This is a genomic window from Rhodoferax sp. TS-BS-61-7 (assembly GCF_002943465.1).
Lineage (GTDB): Bacteria > Pseudomonadota > Gammaproteobacteria > Burkholderiales > Burkholderiaceae_C > Allorhodoferax.
The window spans coordinates 1-22,718 of record NZ_PTQY01000006.1 but is presented as its reverse complement, the minus strand read 5'-3'; the positions used below and the strand labels follow the sequence as shown (position 1 = coordinate 22,718).

At 65.0% G+C, this 22,718-nt stretch carries 23 protein-coding genes; 11 read left to right on the top strand and 12 right to left on the bottom strand.

Translation table 11 applies throughout. The features are described 5' to 3' along the window. Positions 1 to 5: 5 nt before the first annotated feature. The 5 genes from C5F53_RS15535 to C5F53_RS15515 are packed head-to-tail and all read right to left on the bottom strand — an operon-like array spanning position 6 to position 4,309. Positions 6 to 596, bottom strand: a complete 591-nt coding sequence (locus C5F53_RS15535; RefSeq protein ID WP_105262312.1) for an NAD(P)H-dependent oxidoreductase — start codon at positions 594 to 596, stop codon at positions 6 to 8. A gap of 57 nt (positions 597 to 653) precedes the next feature. Continuing rightward, positions 654 to 1,040, bottom strand: a complete 387-nt coding sequence (locus tag C5F53_RS15530; RefSeq protein ID WP_105262311.1) for a MerR family transcriptional regulator — start codon at positions 1,038 to 1,040, stop codon at positions 654 to 656. Continuing rightward, on the bottom strand, positions 1,040 to 1,732 hold the full coding sequence (locus tag C5F53_RS15525) for an ankyrin repeat domain-containing protein (protein WP_105262310.1): 693 nt from the start codon (positions 1,730 to 1,732) through the stop codon (positions 1,040 to 1,042). Before C5F53_RS15525 ends, C5F53_RS15530 begins: the two co-directional genes overlap by 1 nt. Beyond that, the gene (locus C5F53_RS15520; protein ID WP_146097376.1) at positions 1,729 to 2,706 is read right to left on the bottom strand and encodes a hypothetical protein; all 978 of its coding nucleotides are present in this window, start codon (positions 2,704 to 2,706) and stop codon (positions 1,729 to 1,731) included. Before C5F53_RS15520 ends, C5F53_RS15525 begins: the two co-directional genes overlap by 4 nt. A 52-nt stretch (positions 2,707 to 2,758) precedes the next feature. Beyond that, on the bottom strand, positions 2,759 to 4,309 hold the full coding sequence (locus C5F53_RS15515) for a sensor domain-containing diguanylate cyclase (RefSeq protein ID WP_146097375.1): 1,551 nt from the start codon (positions 4,307 to 4,309) through the stop codon (positions 2,759 to 2,761). A gap of 572 nt (positions 4,310 to 4,881) precedes the next feature. On the opposite strand from C5F53_RS15515, the gene C5F53_RS15510 reads away from it, so the two are divergent. Then, positions 4,882 to 5,502: a thioredoxin fold domain-containing protein gene (locus tag C5F53_RS15510; protein ID WP_146097374.1), complete on the top strand. Its 621-nt coding sequence runs from the start codon at positions 4,882 to 4,884 to the stop codon at positions 5,500 to 5,502. Positions 5,503 to 5,599: 97 nt separating this feature from the next. Beyond that, on the top strand, positions 5,600 to 6,766 hold the full coding sequence (locus C5F53_RS15505; RefSeq protein WP_105262307.1) for a dipeptidase: 1,167 nt from the start codon (positions 5,600 to 5,602) through the stop codon (positions 6,764 to 6,766). 29 nt (positions 6,767 to 6,795) lie between these two features. Here C5F53_RS15505 and C5F53_RS15500 read toward each other — a convergent pair whose 3' ends face one another. The 3 genes from C5F53_RS15500 to C5F53_RS15490 all read right to left on the bottom strand — a co-directional run bounded on the left by C5F53_RS15500 (position 6,796) and on the right by C5F53_RS15490 (position 8,808). Further along, complete coding sequence (locus C5F53_RS15500) at positions 6,796 to 7,410, bottom strand: YitT family protein (protein ID WP_236635398.1); 615 nt, start codon at positions 7,408 to 7,410, stop codon at positions 6,796 to 6,798. 45 nt (positions 7,411 to 7,455) lie between these two features. Next, positions 7,456 to 8,289, bottom strand: coding sequence for a zinc-dependent peptidase (locus C5F53_RS15495; RefSeq protein WP_105262305.1), 834 nt, complete (start codon positions 8,287 to 8,289; stop codon positions 7,456 to 7,458). Positions 8,290 to 8,367: 78 nt separating this feature from the next. After that, the gene (locus C5F53_RS15490) at positions 8,368 to 8,808 is read right to left on the bottom strand and encodes a universal stress protein (RefSeq protein ID WP_105262304.1); all 441 of its coding nucleotides are present in this window, start codon (positions 8,806 to 8,808) and stop codon (positions 8,368 to 8,370) included. A 176-nt stretch (positions 8,809 to 8,984) separates the two neighbouring features. Between C5F53_RS15490 and C5F53_RS15485 the strand changes: the two genes are divergently transcribed. From C5F53_RS15485 to trxC, 6 genes are all read left to right on the top strand, one after another. Then, positions 8,985 to 10,169 carry a toxin-antitoxin system YwqK family antitoxin gene (locus tag C5F53_RS15485; RefSeq protein WP_105262303.1) on the top strand — a complete coding sequence of 395 codons (1,185 nt, stop codon included), beginning with the start codon at positions 8,985 to 8,987 and terminating at the stop codon, positions 10,167 to 10,169. Positions 10,170 to 10,223: 54 nt separating this feature from the next. After that, entirely contained in the window at positions 10,224 to 11,126 is a 903-nt protein-coding gene (locus C5F53_RS15480) for a hypothetical protein (RefSeq protein ID WP_105262302.1), read from the top strand. A gap of 80 nt (positions 11,127 to 11,206) precedes the next feature. Beyond that, positions 11,207 to 12,412, top strand: coding sequence for a YjgN family protein (locus C5F53_RS15475; protein ID WP_105262301.1), 1,206 nt, complete (start codon positions 11,207 to 11,209; stop codon positions 12,410 to 12,412). 3 nt (positions 12,413 to 12,415) lie between these two features. Then, positions 12,416 to 13,513: a M48 family metallopeptidase gene (locus C5F53_RS15470; RefSeq protein ID WP_105262300.1), complete on the top strand. Its 1,098-nt coding sequence runs from the start codon at positions 12,416 to 12,418 to the stop codon at positions 13,511 to 13,513. Positions 13,514 to 13,551: 38 nt separating this feature from the next. Next, entirely contained in the window at positions 13,552 to 14,376 is an 825-nt protein-coding gene (locus tag C5F53_RS15465) for an alpha/beta fold hydrolase (RefSeq protein ID WP_105262299.1), read from the top strand. A gap of 5 nt (positions 14,377 to 14,381) precedes the next feature. After that, positions 14,382 to 14,822, top strand: coding sequence for a thioredoxin TrxC (trxC, locus tag C5F53_RS15460; protein WP_105262298.1), 441 nt, complete (start codon positions 14,382 to 14,384; stop codon positions 14,820 to 14,822). A gap of 6 nt (positions 14,823 to 14,828) precedes the next feature. On the opposite strand, the gene C5F53_RS15455 is transcribed toward trxC, so the two are convergent. Together C5F53_RS15455 and ylqF are read right to left on the bottom strand one after the other, a co-directional pair. Next, the gene (locus tag C5F53_RS15455; protein ID WP_105262297.1) at positions 14,829 to 15,536 is read right to left on the bottom strand and encodes an SOS response-associated peptidase; all 708 of its coding nucleotides are present in this window, start codon (positions 15,534 to 15,536) and stop codon (positions 14,829 to 14,831) included. 73 nt (positions 15,537 to 15,609) lie between these two features. Next, positions 15,610 to 16,581 (bottom strand): ribosome biogenesis GTPase YlqF, encoded by a 972-nt coding sequence (ylqF, locus tag C5F53_RS15450; protein WP_105262296.1) that lies wholly within the window; start codon positions 16,579 to 16,581, stop codon positions 15,610 to 15,612. Positions 16,582 to 16,757: 176 nt separating this feature from the next. On the opposite strand from ylqF, the gene C5F53_RS15445 reads away from it, so the two are divergent. Continuing rightward, entirely contained in the window at positions 16,758 to 17,291 is a 534-nt protein-coding gene (locus tag C5F53_RS15445; RefSeq protein ID WP_105262295.1) for a hypothetical protein, read from the top strand. Between the two features lie 460 nt (positions 17,292 to 17,751). Here the strand turns inward: C5F53_RS15445 and gshA are convergent, their stop codons facing one another. Further along, a complete protein-coding gene (gshA, locus tag C5F53_RS15440; RefSeq protein WP_105262294.1) occupies positions 17,752 to 19,287 on the bottom strand; it encodes a glutamate--cysteine ligase in 1,536 nt (511 codons plus the stop codon). 153 nt (positions 19,288 to 19,440) lie between these two features. On the opposite strand from gshA, the gene C5F53_RS15435 reads away from it, so the two are divergent. After that, positions 19,441 to 20,637 (top strand): diguanylate cyclase domain-containing protein, encoded by a 1,197-nt coding sequence (locus tag C5F53_RS15435; protein WP_146097373.1) that lies wholly within the window; start codon positions 19,441 to 19,443, stop codon positions 20,635 to 20,637. A gap of 9 nt (positions 20,638 to 20,646) precedes the next feature. On the opposite strand, the gene C5F53_RS15430 is transcribed toward C5F53_RS15435, so the two are convergent. Continuing rightward, entirely contained in the window at positions 20,647 to 21,561 is a 915-nt protein-coding gene (locus tag C5F53_RS15430) for an SDR family NAD(P)-dependent oxidoreductase (RefSeq protein ID WP_105262292.1), read from the bottom strand. Between the two features lie 119 nt (positions 21,562 to 21,680). Here C5F53_RS15430 and C5F53_RS15425 point away from each other — a divergent pair, with 119 nt between their 5' ends. Further along, a complete protein-coding gene (locus tag C5F53_RS15425; protein WP_105262291.1) occupies positions 21,681 to 22,535 on the top strand; it encodes an NUDIX hydrolase in 855 nt (284 codons plus the stop codon). Positions 22,536 to 22,718: the final 183 nt, after the last annotated feature.

The window sequence follows — 22,718 nt, the reverse complement described above, 5'->3', positions numbered from 1 at the left end:
ACACCCTAAATGCGGCCGGCCAACGCCCCTGCCTGGCCCAGCCAGCGCGTGCGGTGCTCGGCGGTGGAGCTGATCACCGGCCCCAGCGACAAGGTCTTGCGCACCCGAATGCCGCAGAACTCCAGTGTGGTCTTGCGCATCTGGTGAATCGCCGGCATGCGGTAGAACCAACGGAAGTACCAGGGTGGCGTATCCATGGGCACCAGCAGATGCGCGGTGCGTCCCTTCAGCAGTGGCACTGGAAACGGTGAACCCTGGTTGAACTTGAAGGCATACCCCGAGACAAATGCGCGGTCTAAAAAGCCCTTGAGCAACGCCGGCACCCCGCCCCACCACACCGGAAACACCCACGCCATGTGCTGCGCCCAGGCCATGCTGTCTTGTGCGGCCAGCAGGTCGGGCTCCAGCGCCTGGTGGTGCGGGTTGCTACCGTGCAGCAGCGGGTCAAAGTTCAGGTCGGCCAGGTGCAACACCCGCACCGTGTGGCCCGCGGAGCGCGCGGCCTGGGCATAGGTGTCGGCCACCGCGGCACTGAAGGTATTGCGGCCGGAATGGCCCAGGATAACGAGGACGTTTTTGCCAGCAGGCAGGAACATGGTTGCAGTTCCAGTAATGAAAGAACCACAACCCTAAGTCTGCCCCCAGGGGCAGAGTCAAGCGCAGGCGGCCAGGGGCACGGGCAGCGGTGTCTCGGTGCAGGCGTCAATCTCGGTCTGAATGGCCCGCAGCTGCGCGTCCAGCGCCTGCAGCCGGGCCACTTCCAGCGCAATGTCGGCACGGCGCTGCGCCACCTGGCGGGCCAGCGCAGCCCAATCCGGCTCGGCCGTGCGGCCCCGCAACACGGGCACGACCTCGGCCAGGCGCAAGCCCAAGCCCTGGGCCTGTTTGATCAGGCGCACCAGCGTGAGGTGCTGTGAGGTGTAGACGCGGTACTTGCCCAGCCGCTGCACACGCCCCAGCAAGCCCAGCGACTCGTACAGGCGGATGGCTTTGGCGCTGGCACCGCTTTGGGCGGCCAGTGCGCCGATGTACATCACCATCAGCGGCCCCCGGCGTCGCGCAGCAGCTCGGCCACATGCACATGTTTGCGGGCCAGGGCGTGCTGCAAGGGCGTCACCCCCTGGGCGTCGGCCAGATTCAGATTGGCCTTGGCAGCAATCAGCATGCGCACGATTTCGGCATGCGCCAGCCCGCCATCGCCCAAAATCACGGCCTCCAGCAGCGCCGTCCAGCCCAGGTTGTTGACGTGGTCTACCGCAATGCGGGTGGTGAGCAGCAGGCGCACCGTGTCCACATGGCCGTAGTGGCAGGCCGGAATCAGGGCCGTGCCGCCATAGCGGTTGGTGCTAGTCAGGTCCGCCCCGGCGGCCAGGGTGAGCTGCACGATGTCGGTAAAACCGCTGGCACCGGCTAGCAAAAAGGCGCTGTCTTGCTGCGCATCCTGCGCATTCACATTGGCACCGCGTGCCACCAGCAGACGCACCACGTCCACATGGTTGCCCTGGGTGGCGGCCAACACGGGCGTGGCATTGCGGCTGCGTGCCGTGTCGGCCCGCGACTCAATAGGTGCGCCGCCGTCCAGCAGCACCAACACCTTGCCCCACTGCCCGCGGGCCGCGGCGTCCACCAGCTCAGGGCTGTTGCCGGTCAGGTGCACCGGCTGGGCAAAAGTAAGGGGGGTGCTCAGTAGCAACAGGGCGGCCAAAGCGGCGTGGCGGCGGTGCAGATTCATTCTGGTTGGTCCTTGTCCTGGGGCAGGCGCAGCTGCAGCAGTTGCGCGGCCTGTTGGGGGTCGTCGGGGTCGGTCACCATGGTAAACACCCAGTCGCTGCCCTCGGGCAACACCGCCAGGCCTTCCACCTTGGGGGCGCCGTGCAAAAGGTGCATCCGGTGCACCTGGCCGTTGGGCAGCACAACGCCCACCGCGCTGGCCACACAGGCACCGTCTGCGTAACTGTTGTCGGTGCCCTCGGCCACGGCGGTAAACGCCCAGGCCCCGCCGTGCAGCGGGGTGCCATCGGTCAGCGTGAGCGGCACCCCGTCCACACGGCCCAGGTCCAGCAGCTGCACACTTTTCGCGGTGGGCGGCTGGGGCTGCAGGCCCGCCAGCCAGGGCGCGATCAGGTTCCAGTCGTAACGGATGCAGGCGCTGTGGGCGTCCGCCAGGTTGCCACGCTGCAAGAGCAGCAGCTCACCACTGACCACCAGTGCACCTTCGATGTTGAGGTCGGCAAACCGTTTGCGCAGCGGGGCGTAGAGTGTGTCTAGGTTCACCGTGGCCATGCGGCCATTGGGCTGGCCCAGCACGTCCAACGCCACCAACACGCCGGTTTCGCGGTTCGGCCGCGAGCCCGAGCCCAGCGCCAGCAGCGCGCCGGCGGGGCAACCCGGCAACGGTGGCAACAAGGCCAGGCTTTCCAGATCGGGTTTGGCCGCTTTGCGTTGCTTCTTGCTCGCGGGCAGTTCACCGTCCAGCAGGCGCAGCAGCGTGCCGGGTACGGGGCTGGGCGTGGGGCTGCTGCAATCATCAAACTGGCCCAGGTGCAACTCGTCGTCGGCCACCACATAGAGGCGCTGGCGCACACGCACCAGGCCACTGGCGGCACTCAGGTGGGCCAGCCCACGCGGGTGCTGCGCCGGGTCCAGCTGCAGGGTATGCAGCAGGGTGGGATGTGCGGGGGTGGACAGGGTGGCGGGCGGGGCCATGGGCGCTTTCTGGAGTTGCGGCATGGTACAGGCTGGGGCCTGCGGCCCTGCGTCAGGCCAGCACTGCGCGCCGCTTGCCGGTCTGCTTGGCGCGGTACAGGGCCTGGTCAGCCGCCAGTGCCAGGGTTTTGATGTCGGTGCCGTGGTCCGGGAACAAGGCCACCCCCGCGCTGGCCGACACCGGGGCCAGCACCTGCGGATAGGGTTCAGAGAGCGCTGCCACAATGCGCTCCGCCGTGTCCATGGCACCGGTGTCGTGCACGTCGGTCAGCAGCACAATAAATTCGTCCCCGCCAATCCGGGCCACGATGTCCGAGGCGCGGATGGTCAACAGGATGCGCTGCGCCACCTCCCGCAGCACTGCATCACCGGCGGCATGGCCCTGGGTGTCGTTAACCGTCTTGAAACCGTCCAAGTCCACCGCCACCACAGCCAGCCTCTGCCCGCGCCGCTGCGCAAAGGCCAGGTTGCGCTCGGCCACCTCGTCAAACAGCAGGCGGTTGGGCAGCTCGGTCAGTGCGTCATGCTGGGCAAAAAACTTCACCTGCTTCATGGCCAGCGAAGCCTGCACCAGTGCGGCGCCCACCGCCTCGGCCTCTTGCAAACGGATGGAGGGCAAGGCCACGTCTTCGCCATGGCTCAGGGCCTGGGCAGCGTCATTGAGTTCACGCACCGAGGCCAGCACCCGCAGGGAGATGGTGCGCGCCAGCCACAGCCCCAAGCCGTAGGCCGCCAAAATGCCCCCCAACACCCAGCCCAGGTGCGACAAAAGATCGCGCAACAACACTGACCGGGGCGCCCCCACCACCACACGCCAACGCCATGCCTTGGAGGTGGTGTAAGCCGTGAACACCGACACACCGTCTTTGGTTTCTGACAGCAGTGTGTCGCTGTCCCGCAGGGCCATAGCTGCCAGCAGCTCGGGCACGGCCGGCTGGCCCAGGTAACGCTGCACATCGCGCGAGCGCCCCACAATTTGGCCACTGCTGTCCAGCACCGCCACCAGCCAGCCCGGCGGCAGGTGCTGCTGCCCCAGCAGGGCCTGCACACGTGCGGGGTCCAGGCCGATGTTGAGGCTGTACACCACCCGCTCCCCCACCTTCACCGGCACCCCCATGGCCACCGCCTGGCGGCGCGCCACGGGCCCGACAAACAGGTCGGTCAGCACACTGGCCTGTTCGGTGAATACGCGCGCCAGCTGCGGCGGGGTCCCGGTGGTGGGCAAGGGGGTGCCCCAAGGGCGCAGGGTGTTGAGCAACTGGCGCCCCTGCACGTCGGTCACGATGTAGTTGTAGGCCAGCCCCGTGCCCAGGGTGTTGGTAGCGCGTTGGTAAAACCCGCGCATGTCTCCCCCGGTGAGTTCGGGGGCCGTGGCCATGACCTTGAGGACGGATTCGATGGAGGCCAGCTCCCGCTCCAGATCGGCCAGCACCGACTGGCCCAGCAGCACGGTTTGTTGCTCTACCTGCTCGCGGCGCAGCTGGTAGGTGGAATAGGTCAACAAGGCGCTGACCAGTGTGGCCGGCAGCACGCAGACGAATACCAGTAGCCTCAAGTTGCTGCGCAAGGAGTATGGACGTTCCGACAGCTTGAACAACAGCATGTAGTGGTGTGCCTGGCGCTTGGTTTCCCTGATCCGAGCACACTATGGCAGATGCAGGCGCCGCGCGCAATCAACCGGGGCTGGCTACTGCATAAATGATAGTGGGACGCATTGCTACCACGGCCCTGGCAAGACCAAAGCCAGAAAAAAACAAAAAAAACTTACCCCAATTTCATGGAGACAACGCTGTGGATAACCACCAGAACAAGCCGCCAAAACCGCGCCAGTTGGGGCTTGCCACACGACGCCTGTTTTTTAAGCACCACCGTGGCACGGCAGAACACCAGGACGCACATTTGTCAATGAGAGAAAAATCTGTGCTAGCAAAAATGAACAATAAGTGAAAACCCGGAAATCGTTTTCTTACCCCTCCAAGTTGCACCCGGAAACTGTGCGTGACTTTGTGGATAACTATGTTCACAAGCGGCAAAACCCGCGCCAACAGGGGCTTTGCCAAGGGTGCCTGCAAAATGACCAGCCGGGAACCTTTTGGCCGCTGGCACACTCCACCTACGCTGAACCTTCTGGACCGTGTCTGTGCGGTTCCGCCCCCTAACTTTTCTGAACACCCCATGCTGAAAGCCACCCCCGCGCCCTTTGCCCAACGCCAACGTTTGCACCTGCTGGCCCTGCCCCTGGTGGCTGCCGTGGCCGGACTGGCGGCCTGCTCCAAGACCGAAGAAACCGCACCGGCCGCCGCCCCCGCTGCCAGTGCCTTGCCACCGGCCCAGGCCTATGAAAAAGTAGCCATCACTGGCAAAGGCTTCACCGTGGGCGCGCTGATGAGTGCCAACCCGGTGTTTGTGCTGTTTGACCCCCAGTGCCCACACTGCGGCCACCTGTGGCAAACCTCCCAGCCGCTGCTGGGCAAGGTCAAGTTCGTCTGGGTGCCGGTGTCCTTCATCAACGGCAAAAGCGCCCCCCAGGGCGCGGCCATTCTGGCGGCCAGCAACCCGGCCGAATTCATGACCGCCCACGAAGCCTCGTTGCTCGCCGGCACCGGCGGTGCCCCGCTGCCCGCCAGCATGTCGCCCGAACACGAGGCCATCATCAGAGCCAACACCGAGCTGTTCAACAGCCTGAAGGTGGAGTCGGTGCCCTACATCGTGGCCAAGAACCTCAAAACCGGCGCCGTGGTGACCAACGCCGGTGCCATGGAGACCGCCGCGCTGGCCGAATTCCTGGGCGTGTAAACCCCGAGAGGCGCTAATTTGCTATGTTTTTGCTAGCTGTTTGCGCATAATCCACGGGGGCTTAGGCCCCTTTTTGTTTGGATTTTGGGGAGACAACATGCGACGCAAGATAGGCATAACAATCGCCGTGGTGGCTGCGCTGGGCTTGGGGGTGTTTTTTACCCTGCCCCGCATCGTGGACCAGCGCATGAACCGCGTGGCCCTGGCCGGCCCGCACACGGCCAGCGCCCGTGCCACCGCCCTGCACCCCATCCTGTTTATTGCCGACCTGCACGACGACGCATTGCTGTGGTCGCGTGACCTGCTCCAGCGCTACGACTACGGCCACACCGATCTGCCCCGCCTGCAGGAGGGCAAGGTGAGCCTGCAGGTCTTCAGCACCGTGACCAAAAGCCCCAAAGGCCTGAACTTCGAGCGCAACGGCGCCGACAGCGACACCCTCACCGCCCTGGTGATGGCCCAGCGCTGGCCCGTGGCCACCTGGAACAGCCTGCTGGCGCGCGCCTTGCACCAGAGCCAGAAGTTGCACCACGCGGCCGAAGGCAGCGCCGGCGCCATGCAGATCGTGCGCAGCCAGGCCGAGCTGGCCGCGCTGACCCAGGGCCAACCGCCCGCCGGTGGCAAGCTCATCGCGCTGCTGGCCACCGAAGGCCTGCATCCCCTGGAGGGCAGGCTGGAGAACGTGGACAGGTTGTTTGATGCGGGTTTTCGCATCATGGGCCTGACGCACTTCTTCGACAACGAACTCGGCGGCTCGGCCCACGGACTAAAGAAAGGCGGACTCACACCCTTTGGCAAACAGGTGGTGGCCAAGCTGCAAGAGAAAAGCGTGCTGGTGGACTTGGCCCATGCCTCCCCCCAGGTGGTGGACGACGTGCTGGCCATGACCAAACGCCCGGTGCTGGTGTCGCACACCGGCGTGCAGGGCACCTGCCCCGGCCCGCGCAACCTGAGCGACCGCCACATCCAGGCCATTGCCGCCACCGGCGGTGTGATGGGCATTGGCTACTTTGAAGGCGCGGTGTGTGGGCTGGACACGGCGTCCATCATCAAGGCCATGCGTTACACGGCGAACCTGGTGGGTGTGAAACACGTGGCCTTGGGCTCGGACTTTGACGGTGCCACCCAAACCGCCTTTGACACCACGGGCCTGGTGCACCTCACCCAGGGCCTGCTGGAGGCGGGTTTCTCGGAAGGGGATGTGGCCGCCATCATGGGCGGCAATGTGCTGCGCCTGCTACAGGCCCAGTTGCCTGCCAAGTGAAGCAAATGCGTCCCGGCGCTACAGCATCGCTATAGCACCGCATAACGCCCGGGCCGGTGGTTGATGGCAATAAACAGGTTCATCACCACCGCGGCCAGCACCGAATAGGCCACCCGCACCGGGTCCACCACGGTCAGGGCCAGCAGCACGATGGTGCAGTCCATGCCCATCTGCACCACCCCGGCGCGCCAGCCGCGCGACTGCTGCAGGTACAGCGACACGATGGTGGCCCCGCCCAGGCTGGCGCGGTGCCGCGCCAGAAACAGACAACCCGAGCCCAGCAGCAAGCCGCCCAACACCGCGGCATAGGCCGGGTGCAACCGATCAATGGCAAACAGCCGCGGCGACCACTCCGCCATGGCCGACAGAAACGTGATGGCGACAAAGGTCTTGAGCGTGAACTCGCGCCCCATGCGGCGCCAGGCAAACCAGTAAAACGGCAGGTTGATGAGGAAAAACAGCTTGCCCAGGCTCACGCCCGTGGCGTAGTGCAGCACAAAGGCCACACCGGCCGTGCCCCCGGTAAGCAGCCCCGCCTGCGCAAACAGGATCAGCGCCAAGCTGACAAACAGCGTGCCGGTAAAGATGGCCTGCGCGTCTTCAAACAGCGTGTGGGTGTGCACCGGGGTGGTGAGGGTATTCATATCGGGCATGGAGCAAGCATTGTGCCGCGCCCCTGCCCGCGGGGTTCACCAACCCGCCGGGTCGACCCTGAAAAAGCCCCGCAGCTCGGCATACACCGCCGGGTACTCGGCCGCCAGCGCGGGGCCCTGCTCAAAAAACACCTCCACCACCACCGCAAAAAACTCGGCCGGGTCTTGCGCCCCATAGTGGTTGAGCAGGCCCTGCTCCCCCATAAAAACCTGCTGGCGCAAATGTTCGTAGGCCTCTGCAAACACCCGCTGCCAGCGGGCGGCGTTGTAGCCCACATCGCCCAGCACCGGCAAGGGCGCACCCACGGCGCGGCCGTTTTCCTGGTCCAGCTGGTGGGCAAATTCGTGGATCACCACGTTGCGGCCGTCGTCGGGCGTGGCGGCACCGTCCAGCGTGTCCTGCCACGACAAAATTACCTGCCCCTCACCCCAGGATTCGCCGGCCAGCGCCTCGCGCTGCTCCTGCTGCACGCCAGCGGCATCGGTGTGACGGCGATTCACCACAAAGGCGCCGGGGTACATGAGGATTTGCCGCACTTTGGGGAAGTACGCCGCCGCGTCGGGCCGGTTGAGCAGCAGCAGGCAGGCCTGGGCGGCCACCACCACACGCATCTCTTCGGTCACCTGCAGGCCGGCGCAGCCAATAAAGGTTTTCTCGGCCACAAACACCTGCATGTGTTGCTTGAGCTGCAGTTGCAAGTCGGCCGGCAGGCGCGCCACCAGCGGCACGCGGCGGCGCAACAGGGTGCGCCAGTGTTTGGGAAAGGGCTGCGCCTGCAGCCGGCGGCGCTGCACGCGCTGCCACCAGGGGTAGCCCAGCAGCCAGGCCAACAACCCGGCCGCAGCCAGGCAAAACACAACAAAGGCCACAGGGCTCCGATTCAAAGCGTTGCAGGAACGCCGTAGCTGGAGGCCGCGTGGCCTTTTTCAAGCCATCCGCTCAGGCCCTTATCGCGTCACCAGCACCGGCACGGGGCTTTCGGCCACCACCTTGGTGGCCACGCTGCCCAGCATCAGCCGAACGATACCGGTTCTGCCGTGGGATCCCAGCACAATCAGGTCCGCCCCCACCTCGGCCGCCGCCTGCACAATGCCGCTGGCCGCGGTCACCCCCTCCAGCAGCTTGGCCTGCATGGCCACCACCGGGCCGCCTACGCGGCACAGGGCGTCCGCCTGCGCATGGGCCTGGGCGGCCAGTTCCTGCGCCGCGGCTGCATAGGCCTGGTACCCCATGGGGTTGGCTTCGCCCACGCCCAGGTAGGGGTAGGGGTCGGACACATACACCGCGGTGAGGCGGGTGCCATGGGCACGCGCCAGGCCCACCGCCAAGCTGCCCGCGTGGGCCGACGCGGTGGAACCATCGGTGGCCAGAAGAATGTGTTTGAACATATAAACCTCGCCTTCGGAAGTGAACCAGCCTCCATGCTGCGCGTGGGCTGCGCTACAGTCATTGATATAGATCAGGCGCGGCCAAGATGCAAATTCCGGGTCGCAAATTTGCTATGGTTTGTATAGCTTCTCGCGCATACACAGTGCGGGCTAGTAACACTTTTTGCCAATAATTTATGACCACACCCCTCTCTTGGCGCCTGGCCCTGGGCGCCGCCCTGCTGGGCAGTGCTGCCGGCGCCCTGGCCGTGCAGGACTGCGAACTCAACGGCAAGTCCATCAACACCAACAACGGCGCCGAAACCGCAGGCAAGAGCGGCATGGTGCGCTGCAAAGACCGCGACAGCGGCCTGCTGGAGCGCGAGTACGAACTGCGCAACGGCGACTCGGTGGGCCTGTCACGCTATTTCCGCAACGGCAAACTGGCCAAGGAGTTCACCATCACCGCCAACGGCCCACACGAAGGCCTGGAGCGCGAGTGGGCGCCTAACGGCCAGTTGGTGCTGGAGTTCACCAATGTGAAGGGCAATACACGCGGCCTGCGCCGCAGCTGGTACGAGGATGGCAGCCCCAAGGCGGTGGAATGGGTGGGTGATAACGAACGTGAGGGCGCCAGCGCCCAGTTCACACCGGGCAAACAACTGGCCAGCCTGCGCTGCGGCCCCAAGCCACTGCTGGCCCCGCAGGTGGACGATGCAGCGCTGTGCGGTTTTGGCGGCAGCGCCAGCACAGTGTCCACCTACAGCAGCAGCGGCAAGCTGCGCGGCACCCAAACCCTGCTGGCCGGTGTGGTGCAAAAGCAGGCCGTGCTGATGGACAACGGCAAACCCCAGGAAGAGATGGAACGCCAAGGCAGCCAGCGCACCGAGCGCTTTTTTGCTGAAGATGGCAACAAGCGCCGCGAGAAGGTTTGGAACGAAGCCGAGAAGCCCGCCATGCTGGTGCGCGAATCGGAATACCACGCCAGCGGCAGCCTGGTGCGCGAGCGCCGCTACACCCTGACCGAGGTGGGCGGGCGCAAACGCAACCGCCTGAGCACAGACGCCCGCTTCTACCTGAACGGCCAGCCGCAAAACAAGGAAACCTACACGCTGGACGGCGAGACCGAACTGCTGGACCAGCAGCGCTTCAACGACAAAGGCCTGTTGGCCAGCGAAGGCCGCTTTGCGCTGGAGGGCCGCTACGGCCAACGCAGCGTGGGGGTGCACAAACTCTATTACGAGAACGGCAAGCTCGCGCAGGAAGAGCACTTTGACGCCCAGGGCAAGCCCAACCGTCTGCGCACCTGGGACGAAAGCGGCAAACCAACCGCGGACGATCAACTGTTTGAAGACGGCTCCCGCAAGGCTTTTGCACGCTGAACCACTGTCACACAAGCGGACTACACTGGGGCGCAAAAGGCACACAAGGCCCCCATGATTCCGTCGTTGCGACAACTGTTTGCCACGCTCTTGCTAGCGCTCTGGCCCTTGTTAGGGCAGGCCCAGGCCATGCGTTATATCTACCCGCCCCCAGAGAGCGGGTCCGATGTCCGCCTGAACTACTACTGGGAACTGCTGCAGGCCGCGCTGGATGCGACCAGGCCCCAGTGGGGCAGTTATGAACTGCAGCCCAGCCCCAAGGTTATGAATGCAGGGCGGGCCGAGCTACTGCTAACCGCCGCCACCGACATCAGCGTGATGGCCCGCACCACCAGCATCACCCGTGAAAATACGCTGCGCCCGATCCGCATTCCCCTGGACAAGGGGCTAACGGGCTACCGTCTTTTTCTCATCAAGGCCGGCACACAAGCGCAGACCAACACGGTGCGCACACTAGATCAGCTGCAGGCCCTCTCCATCGGCCAAGGCGCCACCTGGGTGGACACCGAAATCCTGCGGACCAATGGGTTCACCGTGGTCACCGCCCCCACCTACGAGCTGCTGCTGCCCATGCTGGATTCGGGCCGCTTCGACCTGTTCTCGCGCGGGGTCAACGAGATCAGCCACGAGCTGGCCAGCGGCCGCCAAGCCTACCCCGCGCTGGCCATTGAACCCCAGTTGCTGCTGTATTACCCGCTGCCACGTTACTTCTTCTTTCCGCGCACGGCCGAGGGTGAGCGGCTGGCCCAGCGCGCCGAAGAGGGGCTGCGCCTGTTGATGAAAAACGGGCAGTTCGAGAAGCGTTACCAGGCCTTCAAAAAAGCCACCCTTAGCGACCTGAACCTGCGCGGGCGGCGTGTTTTCAGAATCAACAACCCCCAGCTGAGCGCAGAAACCCCGCTGACCGACCGTGCGCTGTGGGACACCCTGGAGCCCGAACTGCGCGCCAGACCCTGAACGCGGGTGGTGCCGCTATATGATCGTGGCCACAAACAGAGGGCCACAGGCCCCACCCACTTTCAAGGAGGATCCCCCGCATGCAACATGCAGACATTGGCACGCCTGGCGTAACTGACCCACTGGACGCACCCGACACCCAGGTGCAGCTGCCCCCATCCACCAACCAGATCGGCATCGCCTTCACCGGCTCCGGCAGCGAGTATTTCCGCATCTGGATCGTGAACCTGCTGCTCATGCTGGTCACGCTGGGCATCTACTTCCCCTGGGCCAAGGCCCGGCGCCTGCGTTATTTCATGGGCAACACCCTGGTCGGCGGCCAGCCCCTGGGTTTCCATGGCGACCCCAAAAAAATGTTCAAGGGGTATGCGCTGGTGGGCATCTTGTTCACGCTGTACTCGCTGGCTGGCGAGTTCTCCAACACCGCAGGCCTGGTGGCCCTGGTGCTGGTGGCCGGGCTGTGGCCGGCGCTGTTCAAGTCGTCCATGCAGTTCCGCATGGCCAACACCAGCTGGCGTGGTCTGCGCTTCCGTTTTCTGGGCAACCTGGCCGGAGCCTACCGTGCCATGCTGCCGCTGTTCCTGCCCGGCCTCGTGCTCGTGGGCGGCTTGGCGTTTGTGGACGACAGGAACGCACCGCCCATGTGGTACGGCATTTTGGCCCTGGGGGTCATGGTTGCCACGCTGGCCATCGCCCCGTGGCTGCTGTGGAACCTGAAGCAATACCAGCACAAGCACTACAGCCTGGGCCACCTGCAAACCACCTTCCGCGCTACCGTGGGTTCGTTTTACGTGCTCGCACTCAAGGTGTTGGGCTTGGGCCTGCTGGCCATCGCCTTGCCGGCTGCCGTGGTGGTGGGGCTGGTGTTTGGTCTGGATGGTTTTGACAGCCTGCGACAGCAACGCGGCGTATGGATGATCGCCGCGGCCATCGTACCGATCCTGCTGGGCACCCTGGCCGTGTTGGTGTGCCTGCAGCCCTACGCCGTTGCACGCCTGCAAAACCTGGTGTGGACCAAAACCGGCAACACCGAACTGCGCTTTGTGAGCACCCTGCGCGTTCGTGCGCTGCTGTGGGTGACCCTCAAAAACTGGTTCCTGATCATCATCACCCTGGGCCTGTACTGGCCGTTTGCCGCGGTGGCGCTGACGCGTGTGCGGCTGGAGGCCGTGAGCATCAAATCGCGCGCCAACCCGGACCTGCTGGTCTCACAGGTGCAAGCACAGGAAGGCGATGCCGCGGGGGATGCCGCAGGCGACTTCTTTGGCATGGACGTGGGGCTCTGAGCCGTGCACGGCACCGGCAGCCCGCTGCACGCCACCTACTTTGACGGCCGCAGTGCCCGCGCCCAGCCCGTAACGCTGCGGCTGCATGGCGAAGGCCGGCAGCGCCGCCTGCACATCCAGGGCGAGGGGGTGGACCTGCAGGTGCCCACCCACCAGGTGCAGTGGCCCGAGCGCACGCGCCACGGCCTGCGCCTGGCCCACCTGGCCGGCGGTGGCCATGTGCAGTGTGAAGATGGTGCCGCCTGGGATGCCTGGGCACACAGCCAGGGCCAGCACGAATCATTGGTGGTGAAGATGCAGCAAAGCTGGCGCTGGGTGGCCGGCAGTGTGGCCGTGCTGGCCACATTGGCCGTGGCACTGCAGCTCTGGGGCCTGCCGCTGCTGGCGCGTGCCGTGGTGGCAGCCACGCCGCCCAGCATCGAACAATCGCTGGGCGAGAGCACACTGGCAGCTATCGACCAGTCCTTGATGCAACCCAGCAAACTGCCGCTGGCCGAGCAAACCCGCATCACGCAGGCGTTTGCCAATGCGGTGGTGCACCAGGACGTGGCCAGCCAGCGCCCCTGGAAGCTGGTGTTTCGCCAAAGCAAGATCGGCCCCAACGCCCTGGCCCTGCCGGGTGGAACCATCATCATGACCGACGAGATGGTGGCGCTGGTGAACGCCGATACGCAAGTGCTGACCGCCGTGCTGGCGCACGAACTGGGCCATGTGCAGCAACGCCATGGCCTGCGCATGCTGGTGCAGGCCACCGTACTGGGGGCGCTGGGTGCCGTGGTGCTGGGCGATTTCAGTACCCTGCTGGCCGCCGTGCCGGCACTGCTGGGCCAGGCCCACTACTCGCGCGAAGCCGAACGCGAGGCCGATGCCCATGCGGTGCAGGTGCTCAAGGACGCGGGCCTGTCGCCCCTGCACATGGTCACCTTGTTTGAGGCCCTGGAGCAAGAGCGCCAGAAAAAGGCCACCAAAGGCAAAGACGGCGAAGACGCCAAGGACGAGAACGCGGACGACGAAGACAGCCCCTCCTGGCTCGGCATTGCCTTTGCCTCGCACCCGTCGGACGCCGACCGTATTGCCTACTTTCGGGCCGCAGCCCAATAAGAACATGCGCAAGCAGCTATATTTTTAATAGCAGACTCATGACCCAACACAGTTTTTACGTCAACGACACCGAGGTCTATCTGGAGGGCCGGGGCAGCCACACGGTGGTGATGCTGCACGGCTGGCCCGACACCCATCGCCTGTGGGACGGCATGGTGGGCGCGCTGGCCCCGCAGTACCGCTGTGTGCGTTTCACGCTGCCGGGCTTTGAAGATCCCGCCAGTTCGCCCGCCCGCACGCTGGCGCAGATGACCGCCCAGTTGCTGGCCATTGTGAACACGGTGAGCCCGCAGCAGCCTGTGACGCTGCTGCTGCACGACTGGGGCTGCGTGTTCGGCTACGAGCTGGCCATGCGCCACCCCGACCGGGTGGCCCGCATCGTGGGCATCGACATTGGCGACCACAACAGCGGTGCCTATTTGCGCGCGCTAGGCGGCAAACAGAAGCTGCAAATCCTGGGCTACCAGTTCTGGCTGGCTGCCGCCTGGGGCTTGGGCATGCTCGGCAGCGAAGGCCTGGCAGACCGCATGACCCGCCGCATGGCGCGTATCCTGCGCTGCCCGCTGGCGTCGGCGGCCATCCACTGGCGCATGAACCGGCCCTACGCCATGGCCTGGCTGGGCGCCGCCGGCGGCCTGCGCCACACCCTGCCAGTGCGCCCCCAATGCCCGGTGTTTTATGCCTATGGCACACACAAGCCCTTTATGTTCCATTCGCCCCGCTGGCTGGAGACGCTGGGCCGCAACCCGGTCAACGTGGCGCTGGGGTTTCGCAGCGGGCACTGGGTCATGCTGGACCAGGCCGATGCGCTGCAAACCGCCGTGCGCCAGTGGCTTGAAAGCCCCAATAACCGCCCCAGCTAAAGGCCATGACCGACGCCCTGCACATCGTTTGCCCCCACTGCCACACCACCAACCGCGTGCAGCCCGCCCAGTTGGCCAGCGCACCCGACTGCGGCAACTGCAAAAAACCCCTGTTTGTGGCCCAGCCCGTGGCGCTGAATGAGGCCGCCTTTGACAAACACATCACCCGCAGCCACATCCCGGTGTTGGTGGACTTTTGGGCACCCTGGTGTGGGCCCTGCCGGCAAATGGCACCGGCCTTTGCCCAGGCCGCCGCACAGCTGGAGCCGCAGCTGCGCCTGGCCAAGGTGGACACCGAAGCGGTGCCGAATCTGGCCGCGCGTTTTCAGATCCGCAGCATCCCTACCCTGGCGCTGTTTGCGGGTGGCCGCGAAATTGCGCGCCAGCCCGGTGCCATGGGCACGGCCGACATCGTGCGCTGGGCGCGCAGCCACCTGGGGCGCTAAAGCGCGCTAGAACAACGAGAGGTTGGGCGCCACCGGGGCAGCACGGTCCAATGGGGCAGCGACCGCCACCAGGTCGTCTGCCGGCGCGGCGCGCATGAAGTCCACCGCCTGCTGCGGGCTGGCCTGCAGCCAGTCGGCATACAGCGCGGGTGGCACGATCACCGGCATGCGCTTTTCCTCATCGGGCCGGTGCATGCGGCCCATCACTGCGTGGCCATCGGCGTTCACCGTGAGCACGGTGAAGCTGCCCTGCACGTTGCCCGTGGCGGGGTCGGTCCAACGGTCCCACAGGCCGGCCACGGCAAAGGGCTGGCCATCGGCCCGAGCGATGCGCCAGCGCGTGGGGCGACCACCATTCGCTACGGCGTCTTCCCAGCTGGGCTCAAAAAAGCACTGCATGGGCACCAGCACCCACTGGCGGGCGGCCCAGGCCGTGCGAAAGCTGGGTTTGCTGGCAGCAGTTTCACTGCGTGCGTTGTAGGTCTTGCGGCTGATGTCGCGCGCCTGCGTGGCATCAGTACACCAGTGTGGCACCAGGCCAAACTGCGCCAGGCGCAGCGCGGCCAGGCTGTCGCCAGCGCCGCCACGGCGCAAGGCCACGGGTGCGCTGTAACCCGGAAAGATGTCTTCCAGCTGGCCCAGCGGTGGCTCCAGCGGGCCCAGGCGCTCGGCCAGAAAGGCCGGGTTGGCTGCGGGCTGGAAGTTGATACACATGGGGCGGCTCAGTACGCTATGAATTCAGGAGCTGCTCGCGCAATATCCACGGGTGCTAGAGGCCGATTTGGCTCTATTCTTCGGCCCCGGCATCATCCACGCGCGGTGGGCGGGGCACTTTCTTGAAGCGGATCTTGCGGTCCAGCTCGATGGCGTCTTTCTTGAGCTGGCGCTCGGCGTCCAGCTTCTGGCCAGCGGCCAGCCAGTCGGCAAACTCGGCAGGGGTTTCCAGCGTCATGCGGCCCAGCGCGCAGGCGCGGAAGTCGTGGATCACGATCTCCGCCGCCTTTTGCAGGTTGATCTTGCCGCCGCTTTGCAGCGCACCGCGCTTGCGGCCAATCGCGTCCAGCAGTTGCTCGTCGGTCTGCTCCGCCACACCGGTGAGTTTGTAACGCGTCTCCAGTGCTACGGCGTAGTGCTGGCGCAGGTAGTCCAGCAGTTCCAGCGCCACCTCTTCTTCGTCAAACGCATTTTTGCCAATGGCGCCGCTGGCGGCCAGGTTGTAGCCGCTCTTGGCCACGATGATGCGCGGCCACAGAACGCCGGGCGTGTCGTAGAGGTAGAAGTCGTCGGCAATGGTGATGCGCTGCTCCAGCTTGGTCACGCCGGCCTCGTCACCGGTCTTGGCAGCACGTTTGCCCTTCAAGGTGTTGATCAGCGTGGACTTGCCCACGTTGGGAATGCCACAGATCAGCACCCGCATGGGTTTGGCCATGCCACCGCGGTTGGGGGCCAGCTCGTGGCAGGCCGCCACCAGCGCACGCGCGGGCGTGGTCATGCTCGCATCCAGCGGGAGCGCGCGCACGCCGGGCAGGGCGTTGTAGTGCGCCAGCCAGAGTGCGGTGCGCTCGGGGTCGGCCAGGTCTTGTTTGTTCAGCACCTTGAGCGCGGGTTTGCCGGCCGTCATCTCGGCCAGCATGGGGTTGGCGCTCGATCCGGGCAGGCGGGCGTCCAGCAGCTCAATCACCACATCAATCGCCTTGATGCGGTCCTGGATCGCCTTGCGCGTCAGGTGCATATGCCCCGGGAACCACTGAATTGCCATGCCGTGTCGTCTTTCTGCCTGTGCGCTAAACCCTGCATTGTCCGGCATGTGGCGCCCCACGCCTGCTTAGGCAGGCGCCTCTAGGAAAGACGCGGGATTTAAGGTGCCTTCACTAGGGGGGCTTTGGAGAATGCGTTGTGTCGATTTCCGATTCATCCACTTTGCAGGAGTTTTCCATGGCCAACAAGAAACTGTCCACCGTGACCACCGAACTGATCGCGTCTTATGGCAACACTGCCAAGAACGTGATCAACGCCTACCGCGTGGGCAATGCCCGTGCCGTGGGTTATGTCGACCAGTCCTGGGCCGCCGCCGTCAAGAAGGCCGGTAACCGCATCAGCGCCGAAGTGCGCACCAATGCCGTGGCCGCCCAGAAGAAGGTCACCTCCCTCTACACCCAGGGCGTCACCCTGACCACCGACAGCGCCGACAGCGCCGTCAACAAGGCCGTGGAACTGGCCGGCAAGGGCCTGGAGCAAGTGGCGGCCAATGCCAGCCGCTTTGAGAAAAGCACTGGCCTGACCACGCTGAACACGATTGCCGTGGCTGCGGTGCCTGCTGCCGTCGCCGTGAACAACGTAGCGGCCAAGCTGGAAGCCCAAAGCGGCGCACTGGTGAGCAAGATTGCGGGCTCCAAGGTGAAGGCCAAGGCGGCTACTGCCAAGCGCGCTGTTGCTAAGAAGGTTGCGCGGGTTCGCAAGGCTGCTTAAGCTTTCTGCTCTCTTCCCGAAAAGCCGGTGGTTGACGCCGGCTTTTTTGTTTTTTGGGTTTTTGCTTTTTAAACACCCACTCCCCCAGCCCCTCGCCCCGTCGGCGAGGGGAGCTTTTAACAGCCATATTTTGTGGCTGTGCGCCGGGCACGGGCTAGTGGGGGGAGGTTGCCACTGTTAGTTCGCTCCACGGCCCGCGCCTGCGGTTGTGGGACCTCGGAGGGGTTTGTTTGCCAACGCTGGCGGCTGTGCACGCCAGTGGCTCCGCGCCTGCACTTTCTCCCGTTCACCACAACCGCCGGCACTGGCCGTGGCGTACCTATCCGCAGGTGATGGTCCTTATGTAGCACCGTAGCCGGCGCAAAGCCATCAAATACGGCTGTTAAGGCTCCCCTCGCCGACGGGGCGAGGGGCTGGGGGAGTGGGTGTTAAAAAAAGCGGTGCGACAGGAGAGAAAAAATCAGCCCACCTTCACAGCCCGTGCCTGCAGCCGATGCGGTGCCAGGTACTCCTTCAAGTACACCTCAAACGGCATCGTGTCCGCCGCCTCAATCGCCCGCTGCGCATCCCAGGATGCTTGCGACTCTTCCGCAAACCGCGCCGCAACCTCAGGCGCCAACGGGTTCTGCAACATGGCCGCACGTATCTGCTCCGACTGCGCACGGGCAAAGGCGACGAAGGAGCCTTCGTGCTGCTCAGTGATGGCGCGCAACACGCGGGCCGAGGGCAAGGTATCGGGGTGCTGCAAGCTGTGCTGGGCGGCCAATACGGCGCGGCTGTAGGCGTCGGTGCCGTGGGCGGCATCCAGCGCCTGCGCAATCGCCACCATGCCATCGAGAAGCTCTTGCCCCCAAGCGGTCAGGCTCACCTGCGCATCGCCACGCTGCAACAACAAGCCGGGTTCGCGGCCGCGCTCAGCCACGGCGTGCTGGTTGCGGCCCACAGCGGCAATTTCTTGCGGCGAATCGTCGGGGCTGGCGGTGGACAGGCAGTGCAGCAAAAACACGTCGAGGAATCGCATGGTCTGGCTGTTGATACCGACCACTTCAAACGGGTCCAGGTCCATCAGGCGCACTTCCACGTACTCCACGCCACGCTCCCGCAGCGCATGCAGTGGGCGCTCGCCCGCAAAGGTCACACGCTTGGGGCGGATGGTGCCGTAGAACTCATTTTCGATCTGCAGCAGCGTGGTAGCCAACTGCTTGTAGATACCATCGGGCCCGCGCACGCCCACGGCCTCGTAGGGAGCGTAGGGCTGGGTCAGCGCGCCGTGCAGCGAGTGGGCATAACCCTCCAGGCTGTTGTAACTCACGGCCAGCGAGGCCTGCGCATCACTCTGGTAGCCCAGGCGGCCCATACGCAGCGAGGTGGCGTAGGGCAGGTACATGGCGCCTTCGCTCAGGGCCTGCAGCTGGTGCTGGCGTCCGGCCACAAAGGACGAACACACCGCTGGCGACGCGCCGAACAAATAGAGCAACAAGAAGGCGTGGCGGCGGAAGTTACGGATCAGGCCGAAGTACTGCTCGCTGCTCACGTCGGGCAGGGACCAGTTGTAGTGGATGCCTGAGATGGTTTGCATGCGCCGGCCGTAGCGGTGGCCCAGGCCACGGCGGTACACGGTCTTGGACTGCGCCACGTTGGAGCTACCGTACTGGCCCAGAGGGATTGCGTCGTCCTCGGGCAAACAACAGGGCATGCTGGAGACCCACAAGCGCTCATCCCCCATGGCGCCCAGCGTGAACTGCTGCACGTCGGCCAGCTCCTGCAGGCAGACATCGGGGTCGGCGTGCACGCCGGTGATCAGCTCCACCTGGGATTCGCTGAAATCGGTGGTGATGTGGGGGTGTGTGAGGGCCGAACCCAGCGCCTGGGGGTGCGAGGTCATGGCCAGCATGCCGCTGGGCAGCGCGCGCAGGCTTTCTTTTTCCACACCCCGGCGGATGCCGCGCAGGCGTTCTGCTGTCAGGGCGCTCAGGGCCGCTTGTCTACTGTCCATGCCAAAGGGCCCTTCAAAATTTCTTCGGGGCGCAAAGTTACCACAGGCTGGCATTTGCTGCAGGCGCCGGGCTGACTTCACGGGTTTCTGTTAACTGGGGGCGGGACCGCAGATTTCAATGGGGGGCTGCAGTGGCTGGTGAATAATGGCCCGGTGGAAACCTCCGAACTGATGGTCTGGTCCTGCATGCTCGGCGGCCTGTTAACAATGGCCACCGTGGCCTTGGCCGACGTGCTCATGAACCGCAGCGTCGCCTCGTGGCGCGGGCTGGTGTTTGTGCTGATGCTGGGCAGCTGTGCCATTCTGATGACCAGCCTGCCGGCGCTGTGGTTTCCGGAACTCCCCCCTTCGGTATTGCTGACCCTGAAGGCCAGTTTGGGTCCGCTGTGTGGCGCCTTGTCACTGATTTACCTGGGCCTGTGGCTTGGGGCGGCGGCAGAAGACCGCATCGTCTACTACAGCCTGGCCTGGGGTGCCACGGTTTTGGTGGGCACAGCCGTGCTGCTGGCGTTTTGGGCCCTGAACTACGAGGGCGAGCGCCCCGAGGACGTCATTGAAGTGGCGGCGGTTTTTAGCGGAGGGGCGCTGCTCTTGGCGCTGGGAGTGTCTGTTCGCGCCCATGCCTTGGGCGACCAACTGGCCCGCTGGATGGTGGTGGCTTGCTTTTTTCTGGCAGGCATGATTCTGGGCCTCTACACCTACACCCTGCACCCCAGTTGGTTTGGCTGGCAGGGCATGGCGCTTACTGCCTTTTGCACCGTGGCCCACTTTTTGGTGGCAACCGCACTGGCGGTACGCCGCAACCGGCAAAACCGCCAACTGCTGCGTCTGGCCGGCCTGGCTCAGGGGGCGGATCCGGCCACCGGCCTGCCCACGGGGTCGGTGCTCTTGTCCAAGGTGGACGATGCGTTTTGGCGCGGCGCCCGCATGCACGGGCAGTGCACCGTGGTGTGCCTGCACCTGCACAACCTGTACGAGCTGGGCGAATCCGCCGGCCACCGCGTGGACCAGCAGATCCTGACCTCCATCACCGCGCGCATTCGCCGTGCAGTGGGTTTTCGATGTGTGGTGGGCCTGTACCACCCGCGCTGTTTTGTGGTGGTGATCTCGGGCATCAAGCACGAGGAGCTGGTGGAGCGCACCGTGCTGCGCCTGCGCATGGTGCTGTCCAAACCGCTCAGCGTGGTGGGCCTGGACGAAACCTTCCACACCTTCATGCCGCGCTACGGCATGGGCGTGGTCACCGTGCATGCCGCCAGCGCCGACCCGGTAGCCGTGGTGGACGAGGCCGAACGCAAGTCGTGGGAAAACGCGGGCAACGCACCACCCGCTGCAGCCACGGCTTTTTAAGCGCCGGGCTTAGCGCCCGCCCAGCTGGGCCAAGGCTCGTGTCACTTCTTGGCTGCCTTGCGCAGCACCGCTCTCCGGCACCATGTCACCCGCACGCGCCAGCACTTGGCGTAAGTTAGCAGCCAGCGTCTCGGGCGCTTGCGCATCCAGCCCAATCCAGGCGCCTTGCGTGAGCGTGATGTGGGCGGCTTCCACACTGCCCGCACCCGCACACAACGTGGTGCGTGTGGGCGCATCTTCAGCCACCAGCACCAGCATGGCGGGCACCACGGCTTCGGGCTTCAGCGCTTCCAGCACGGCAGGTGGCATCAGGTCTTCGGTCATGCGCGTGGCCGCCGTGGGGGCCAGGCTGTTGACGCGAATGTTGTTTTTGGCGCCTTCGATCGACAGGGTTTGCATCAGCCCCACCAGCGCCAGCTTGGCCGCGCCATAGTTGCTCTGACCAAAGTTGCCATACAGGCCGGAGCTGGAGGTGGTCATCAAAATGCGGCCGTACTTCTGTTCATTCATATAGGGCCACACCGCTTTGCAGCAGTGCACCGCGCCCATCAGGTGCACGTCCACCACCAGGCGGAAGTCGGCCAGCTCCATCTTGGCAAAACTCTTGTCGCGCAGAATGCCCGCGTTGTTCACCAAAATGTCCACGCGGCCCCAGGCGTCCACGGCCTGCTTCACCATGGCCTGCACCGCCTCAAAGTCCGTCACGGACGCACCATTGGCCATGGCCTCGCCACCCGCGGTGCGAATTTCGGCTACCACCGCTTCGGCGGCCGACAACGAGCCGCCCGAACCATCACGGGCGCCACCCAGGTCGTTCACCACCACCTTGGCGCCGCGTGCGGCCAGGGCCAGCGCATGCTGGCGGCCCAAACCGCCGCCCGCGCCCGTTACGATGGCCACACGGCCTTTGAAATCCAGATGCATTGCTTGTCTCCTCGGGTTATGGAACACGGCTAAGGGCTTGTGCGTATGGTCCCCGCCTGCTGCACGTACTTTAATTCAAGCAATTGCTCACCAAAAAACAAAACAGAAAAGACAGTCCCATGCACGACATGCTTGAACCCGCCACTGGCACGCCGCGCGATGCCTCCACCGTGGTGCTGCTGCGCGACGGCCCAGCAGGCCTGGAAGTGTTTTTGATGAAACGCAGCGGCCTATCGGACACCTTTGGCGAAGCCTATGTGTTCCCCGGCGGGAAGCTGGACGCCCACGACAGCTCGCCCACCGCCGTGCAGGCGCTGGACCTGCCCGCCGACACGCTGGCCCAGCAACTGAATGAGTCCGAACTCAGTGGCAACCTGGCCGCCGGCCTGTATGTGGCCGCGCTGCGCGAGCTGTTTGAAGAAGCTGGTGTGCTGCTGGCTGCGGGCAACACGCGCCCCACCAGTCTGCGCCCCGAAGACTGGCAGGCCTGGGTGGCCGCATCGGGCACCACGCTGCAGGCCAGTGCCCTGCGACCCTGGAGCCGCTGGATCACACCGCGCATGGCCGCGCTGAGCAAAAAGCGTTTTGACACCCGCTTCTTTTTGGCCCTGGCTCCGGCCGACCAGGTAGCCAGCCACGACAACTTCGAGACCACGGCCAGCATCTGGCTCGCGCCCAAGGAAGCGCTGCTGCGCTACCACCGTGGTGAGATTGAAATGGCACCGCCGCAGATCATGAGCCTGGCGCACCTGGCGCGTTATGCCAGCGCGGCTGAGGCCATGGACGCCGCGCAACAACAAACGCCGCCCTGCATCTGCCCGGAGAACTTCAGCGATAACGGCGAGGTCATCCTGTGTTACCCCGGCGACCCCCGGCACTCGGTGCCCGCACGCGCCCTGCCCGGCCCTACGCGGCTGGCAATACGTGATCGGCGTTTTGTGCCGGTGGATGGGTTGGAGAGCTTGTGGGCTTAGTGCCCGGCGCAGATTGCTATGAATTCAGGAGCTGTTTGCGCAGTATCTACGGGTGCTAGAGGCCAATTTCTTGATTTCTAGTTCGAATCGCGACATTGGTTGCGCAGTTCCGAGAGTACCTCAGCAGGGGTCTTGAAGCCCAAGCATGCACGCGGTCTGGAGTTAAGCAGGCGTTCAATGCGC